The sequence below is a fragment of the Segeticoccus rhizosphaerae genome (assembly GCF_009192725.1).
Classification (GTDB): domain Bacteria; phylum Actinomycetota; class Actinomycetes; order Actinomycetales; family Dermatophilaceae; genus Segeticoccus; species Segeticoccus rhizosphaerae.
In genome coordinates, this window is the sequence record NZ_VOHR01000234.1 from 1 (window position 1) to 5,972 (window position 5,972).

Annotated in this window: 8 protein-coding genes; 6 read left to right on the forward strand and 2 right to left on the reverse strand. The window is 70.9% G+C overall.

Annotation, left to right across the window (positions count from 1 at the left end; all coding sequences use genetic code 11):
• Together FRW57_RS24510 and tsf are read left to right on the forward strand one after the other, a co-directional pair.
• Window positions 1-324, forward strand: a 324-nt coding sequence (locus FRW57_RS24510; RefSeq protein WP_476748656.1) for a sunset domain-containing protein, incomplete at its 5' end; no start/stop codon positions are given.
• A gap of 97 nt (window positions 325-421) precedes the next feature.
• Window positions 422-1,249 carry a translation elongation factor Ts gene (gene tsf / locus FRW57_RS15875; RefSeq protein ID WP_137121855.1) on the forward strand — a complete coding sequence of 276 codons (828 nt, stop codon included), beginning with the start codon at window positions 422-424 and terminating at the stop codon, window positions 1,247-1,249.
• Between the two features lie 50 nt (window positions 1,250-1,299).
• On the opposite strand, the gene FRW57_RS15880 is transcribed toward tsf, so the two are convergent.
• Window positions 1,300-1,833 carry a DUF1648 domain-containing protein gene (locus tag FRW57_RS15880; protein WP_162308196.1) on the reverse strand — a complete coding sequence of 178 codons (534 nt, stop codon included), beginning with the start codon at window positions 1,831-1,833 and terminating at the stop codon, window positions 1,300-1,302.
• 141 nt (window positions 1,834-1,974) lie between these two features.
• On the opposite strand from FRW57_RS15880, the gene pyrH reads away from it, so the two are divergent.
• The 4 genes from pyrH to rlmN all read left to right on the forward strand — a co-directional run bounded on the left by pyrH (window position 1,975) and on the right by rlmN (window position 5,444).
• Window positions 1,975-2,706 (forward strand): UMP kinase, encoded by a 732-nt coding sequence (gene pyrH / locus FRW57_RS15885; protein WP_238384703.1) that lies wholly within the window; start codon window positions 1,975-1,977, stop codon window positions 2,704-2,706.
• 66 nt (window positions 2,707-2,772) lie between these two features.
• A complete protein-coding gene (gene frr, locus FRW57_RS15890; protein WP_137121857.1) occupies window positions 2,773-3,330 on the forward strand; it encodes a ribosome recycling factor in 558 nt (185 codons plus the stop codon).
• A gap of 22 nt (window positions 3,331-3,352) precedes the next feature.
• Entirely contained in the window at window positions 3,353-4,228 is an 876-nt protein-coding gene (locus FRW57_RS15895) for a phosphatidate cytidylyltransferase (RefSeq protein WP_137121858.1), read from the forward strand.
• 43 nt (window positions 4,229-4,271) lie between these two features.
• The gene (gene rlmN, locus FRW57_RS15900; protein ID WP_152186452.1) at window positions 4,272-5,444 is read left to right on the forward strand and encodes a dual-specificity RNA methyltransferase RlmN; all 1,173 of its coding nucleotides are present in this window, start codon (window positions 4,272-4,274) and stop codon (window positions 5,442-5,444) included.
• A 25-nt stretch (window positions 5,445-5,469) separates the two neighbouring features.
• On the opposite strand, the gene FRW57_RS15905 is transcribed toward rlmN, so the two are convergent.
• Window positions 5,470-5,972, reverse strand: a 503-nt coding sequence (locus FRW57_RS15905) for an LOG family protein (protein ID WP_203230362.1), incomplete at its 5' end; no start/stop codon positions are given.

Below are 5,972 nucleotides of genomic sequence, written 5' to 3' on the forward strand. Positions count from 1 at the left end.
CCCGCCACCGCGTCGCCGGCCGCCGAGTCGCCGGCCGCCGAGGCTCCGGCCACTGAGGCTCCGGCCACTGAGGCTCCGGCCACTGAGGCTCCCGTCGAGGCCGCACCGGAGACCCCGGCTGCGACCGACGGTGGTTACGGCCCCGACTCGGCCGCACCGCTGGCGGACGGCAGCGGGCCGGAGGGCTTCACGGTCAAGGGCAACGCCGGCTCGATGAAGTACCACACCACGGACTCGCAGTGGTACGACCAGACGTCCGCCGAGGTGTGGTTCCGCACCGCCGAGGCCGCCGAGGCCGCCGGTTTCAAGGCACCGGGCGCCTGAGGCCCGGACACACACGCTGACAGCGCACGATTGCGCGCCGGACCGATCCCTCCAGATCGCCTCCGGCGCGCAGTCACGAGAGAGAGTGGGTAGCACCATGGCGAACTACACCGCCGCCGACATCAAGGCCCTGCGTGAGCAGACCGGTGCCGGCATGCTGGACGTCAAGAAGGCCCTCGACGAGGCCGACGGCGACCACGGCAAGGCCACCGAGATCCTCCGGGTCAAGGGCCTCAAGGGCGTGACCAAGCGCGAGGGTCGCACGGCCTCCAACGGGCTGGTCGCGGCGCAGGCCGAGGGTGGCGTCGGCACGCTGGTCGAGGTCAACTGCGAGACCGACTTCGTGGCCAAGGGCGAGAAGTTCCTCGCGCTGGCCGACCAGGTCCTCGCGCAGGCCGTGGCCGTCAAGGCCGCCGACGCGGAGTCCCTGCTGGCGAGCGAGCTCGACGGCAAGACGGTCAAGGACGTGCTCGACGACGCCAACGCGACGATCGGCGAGAAGATCGAGGTCCGTCGGGTGGCCCGGCTCGAGGGGGACACCGTGGTGTCCTACCTGCACCGGACCAGCCCCGACCTGCCGGCGCAGATCGGTGTCCTCGTGGCCGTCAACGGCGGCGACGCGCAGACCGCCCGAGACGTGGCGATGCACGTCGCCGCGTTCAGCCCGTCCGTCCTCACCCGCGACGAGATCGACCCCCAGACGGTCGAGAACGAGCGCCGGGTCGCCGAGGCCACGGCCAAGGAGGAGGGCAAGCCGGAGCAGGCCCTGCCCAGGATCATCGAGGGTCGGGTCAACGGCTACTTCAAGGAGAACGTGCTGCTCGACCAGCCGTTCGCCAAGGATGCCAAGAAGAGCGTCGCCCAGGTCGTCAAGGACGCGGGCGCCGAGGTGACCGGGTTCGCTCGGTTCCGCGTCGGATCCTAGAGCGGCGGGCGGCCTGACCACCGCCCGATGACACGAGAGCGGCCCGACCCCTACCGAGGGGGTCGGGCCGCGTTCGTGTCCCGACGCCTCGCGGGCGGGGTGACCGGACGTGCATACCGGCTGCGGTAGGCGCCCACGCACCAGGCGCCCAGCACCACGAGCCACAGCAGCAGCAGCGCCAGGACCGCGAGCCCGCTCGAGGCCGAGCGCAGGTCGGGGAGCATGACGACCTCGCGCACCGCCGCGGCCAGCACGGTGACCGCACCCAGCGCCCACAGGTCCTCCATCAGCGAGCGCCGCAGTCCCCGTCGTTCCGGCCGCGACCAGCCCTGCAGCGCCCGCACCGGCAGGCGCTCCAGCGGGGCCTGTGTCACCGCCCAGCCCAGCACGATGAACAGCCCGAGCAGGCCGAGCCCGAGCAGGGCCGACTGCGCCAGAGCCTCCGTGCGCGAGCCGAACCGGTCGGGAGTCCCCGCAGCGCCCCAGTGCCGCGGCACGCGCAGCGGCAGCAGCACCGCCTGCCAGATCCAGACCAGGTCGTAGACCACGGCGCAGGCCACGAAGTAGACCCACGTACGTCTCACCCCGACACCGTATGCCGGGTGCTCACCGAGCCCGAGCGGCGCGGCTCCTGCGGTGGGTGCCGGCGAAGACCACGCGACACCGTCCGCCGGCCGTATGGCAGGATCGAGCGACCGCATCTGCGTACTGCACGGAGGTTCTCCTTGACCACCAATCCCTTGCACCCGAGGTACAAGCGCGTCCTGCTCAAGCTCTCTGGCGAGGTGTTCGGCGGCGGCCACGTCGGGCTGGACCCGGATGTCGTGCGTGGTGTTGCGGGCCAGATCGCCGAGGCCGTCAACGACGGCGTCGAGGTCGCCGTGGTCATGGGCGGTGGCAACTTCTTCCGCGGCGCGGAGCTGCAGCAGCGGGGCATGGACCGCACCCGCGCCGACTACATGGGCATGCTCGGCACTGTGCTCAACTGCCTCGCGCTTCAGGACTTCCTCGAGAAGGACGGCGTCGACACGCGCGTGCAGACCGCGATCACGATGGGCCAGGTGGCCGAACCCTACATCCCGCGGCGCGCGATCCGGCACCTCGAGAAGGGGCGGGTCGTCATCTTCGGCGCGGGTGCAGGCATGCCGTTCTTCTCCACCGACACCGTCTCGGCCCAACGGGCCCTGGAGATCAAGTGCGACGCGGTGCTGATCAGCAAGAACGGCGTCGACGGCGTCTACACCGCCGACCCCCACACCCACCCCGACGCGACGAAGCTGGACCAGGTGTCCTACCAGGACGCGCTGCAGCAGGGCCTGCGGGTGGTCGACGCGGCGGCGTTCAGCCTCTGCATGGAGAACAAGCTGCCGATGCTGGTCTTCGGCATGGAGGGCGAGGGCAACATCGCTCGTGCCGTCCGAGGTGAGAGGATCGGGACACTGGTCACGGCGGGCTGACCGCCGTGACTGCCGCAGGCCTGCCAGCCCACTGATGCGTTGCCGCCCACGCACGAAGGAGATCTGATGCTTGAGGAGACCTTGCTCGAGGCCGAGGTGAAGATGGACAAGGCCCTCGAGGTCGCCAAGGAGGACTTCGCGACGATCCGCACGGGTCGGGCCAACGCGGCGATGTTCAACAAGCTGCTCGTCGACTACTACGGCGCCCCGACCCCGCTGCAGCAGCTGGCGTCGTTCCACACGCCGGAGGCCCGGACGGTGCTCATCGCGCCGTTCGACAAGTCGTCGATGACCGCGATCGAGAAGTCGTTGCGCGAGTCCGACCTCGGCGTCAACCCGAGCAACGACGGCAACCAGATCCGGGTGATCCTGCCGCAGCTGACCGAGGAGCGCCGCAAGGACTACATCAAGCTGGCGCGGCACAAGGCGGAGGAGGCGCGGGTCTCGATCCGCAACATCCGCCGCCGGGCCAAGGAGGAGATGGACCGCGCGGTCAAGGACAAGGAGATCGGCGAGGACGAGGGCACCCGCGCCGAGAAGGAGCTCGAGGTCCTGACCAAGAAGTTCGTCGAGCAGGTCGACGAGGTCCTCAAGGGCAAGGAAGCCGAGCTGCTCGAGGTCTGAGCCCCTGGCGGCCAGATCGATCATGGACAACACTCCCCATCCCACCGGCAGCGAGCGGCGGGCCGCGAAGGCTGCCGCAGCGGCACGGACGCCCAAAGCGGGCCGCAACCTGCCCGCCGCCATTGGGGTGGGTTCCACGCTGGCGGCCCTCGTCATCCTCAGCCTGGCGTTCTGGAAGGAGGCCTTCCTCATCCTCGCGACCCTGGCGGTCGCGGTGGGGGTGTGGGAGCTGCACGGCGGCCTCGCTCAGGGACGGATCAAGGCACCGCTGGTGCCGACCGTGCTCGGGGCGCTGGTCATGCTCCCGGCCGCCTACTACGGGGGCGGAGACGCGCTCGCGCTCACCTTCGCGATGACCGGGGTGGCCGTGCTGCTCTGGCGTGCCGCCGACGGGCTGGCAGGGGCAGCGAAGGACGTCGCTGCGGGTTTCCTCGTCGCCGGGTACGCCCCGCTGCTCGCCGGGTTCGCGGCGCTGATGCTCGCCGCCGACGACGGCGCGTGGCGGATCTTCGTCTTCGTCCTGGTCACCGTGAGCAGCGACATCGGCGGCTACGCCGTCGGTGTGGTCAAGGGCCGCCACCCCATGGCACCGTCGGTCAGCCCCAAGAAGTCCTGGGAGGGCTTCACCGGTTCGGTCGTCACGTGCGTCGTGGTGGCCGTCGTCTGCATGGTCCTCGCCCTCGACGGGCCGTGGTGGGGTGGCGTCCTGCTCGGCGTCGCGATCGTCGTCGCCGCGACCGTCGGCGACCTGGGCGAGTCGCTGCTCAAGCGCGACCTGGGCATCAAGGACATGGGCGACATCCTCCCGGGGCACGGTGGCGTGATGGACCGGCTCGACTCCCTGGTCTTCGCCGCACCGGTCGCCTGGGTGCTGTTCGCGGTCTTCCTCGGCAGCTGAGGGTTTGGCCTCCGGGCCGGGCCACTGAGACACTGGACGCGCCATGCCAGACACTCCCGCTCCCGTCAGCCTGCCCACACCGTCCACCGCGCGACCCGTGCCCGGTCAGCTGACCTTCGCCGCACCCCGACGGGGCAAGCCGCCGCAGCACCTGGCCGACCTCGATCCGGCCGAGCGCAGGAGCGCGGTCGAGGCCCTCGGCATGCCGGGCTTTCGGGCGACGCAGCTGTCGACGCACTACTTCGAGCGGCTCGTCGGGTCGGCCGACGAGATGACCGACCTGCCCAAGGCGATCCGCGACGAGCTGGTGAGCGGCATGCTGCCGCGGCTCATCACCCCGGTGCGCACCCTCGAGGCCGACCGCGGCGCCACCATCAAGTCGGTCTGGCGGCTGCACGACGGTGCCCTGGTCGAGAGCGTGCTGATGTGCTACCCCAAGCGCGTGACCATCTGCATCTCGAGCCAGGCCGGCTGCGGCATGAACTGCCCGTTCTGCGCGACCGGGCAGGGCGGCCTGACCCGCAACGTGTCGACCGCCGAGATCGTGGAGCAGGTCGTGCACTCAGCGCGGCTGCTGCGCAGCGGCCAGCTCTCCGGCGGACCCGAGGACTCGCCGCTGCGGGTCTCCAACGTGGTGTTCATGGGCATGGGGGAGGCCCTGGCCAACTACCGGGCCGCCATCGGGGCGATCCGCCGGATGACCGACCCGTCCCCGGACGGCCTCGGCATGTCGGCACGCGGCATCACCATGTCCACCGTCGGGTTGGTCCCGGCGATCGACCGGCTGGCCAAGGAGGGCGTGCCGGTCACCCTTGCCCTGTCGCTGCACGCACCCGACGACGACCTGCGAGACGAGCTGGTGCCGATCAACACCCGTTGGAAGGTCGATGAGGCGATCGACGCGGCCCACCGCTACTTCGAGGCGACCGGGCGACGCGTCAGCATCGAGTACGCCCTGATCCGCGACATGAACGACCAGGCCTGGCGTGCCGAGCTGCTCGGCAAGAAGCTGAACCGGCGTGGCCGCGGCTGGGTGCACGTCAACCCGATCCCGCTCAACCCCACCCCGGGGTCGAAGTGGACCGCCTCCGACCCGAAGGTCGAGCACGAGTTCGTGCGGCGGCTGCGCGGACTCGGCATACCGACGACGATCCGTGACACCCGCGGCTCCGACATCGACGGCGCCTGCGGCCAGCTCGCCGCGGCCACCGCCTGAACCGGCTCCTGCCGCGACGGAAGTCTCAGGCAGTCAACAGCTGCACGGCCTCGTCGAGCGAGTCGACCAGGTGCACCACCTGTGCCATCTCCCGCTGCGCACCGAGGGCCTCCAGCGTCGGCCACACCGGTATGGCGCTGCTCCAGTGGTCACGTCCGACCAGCACGAGCGGGGCCAGGTCAACGCCGACGCCGTAGTAGAGCCGGGTCGTCGCCTGGAAGATCTCCTGCACCGTGCCGGCCGCGCCGGGCAGCACGACCACGCCGGCGTTGCACCGGGCCAGCAGGCCGTCCTCGCGCAGGGCGTTGGAGAAGAACTTCGCGATCCCGTCGCCGAACACGTTCGGCGGCTCGTGGCCGTAGAACCAGGTCGGCACGCCGACGCTGCGGGCCGGGCCGCCGTCTCGGACGATCTCGTCGCGCACGTCCAGGGCGACCGCGGCCCAGGCGCCGACGTCCGGGATGAAGGACGGCACCGCCGCCAGCGCCGCCAGGGCCGCGTCGAGCCGGTCGTGGGTGCGGCAGTAGG

Bases quoted from the DNA above. Each gene is read 5' to 3' on its own strand.
- tsf (WP_137121855.1), top strand. From the start codon at position 422: ATGGCGAACTACACCGCCGCCGACATCAAGGCCCTGCGTGAGCAGACC.
- frr (WP_137121857.1), top strand. From the start codon at position 2,773: ATGCTTGAGGAGACCTTGCTCGAGGCCGAGGTGAAGATGGACAAGGCC.
- FRW57_RS15895 (WP_137121858.1), top strand. From the start codon at position 3,353: ATGGACAACACTCCCCATCCCACCGGCAGCGAGCGGCGGGCCGCGAAG.
- rlmN (WP_152186452.1), top strand. From the start codon at position 4,272: ATGCCAGACACTCCCGCTCCCGTCAGCCTGCCCACACCGTCCACCGCG.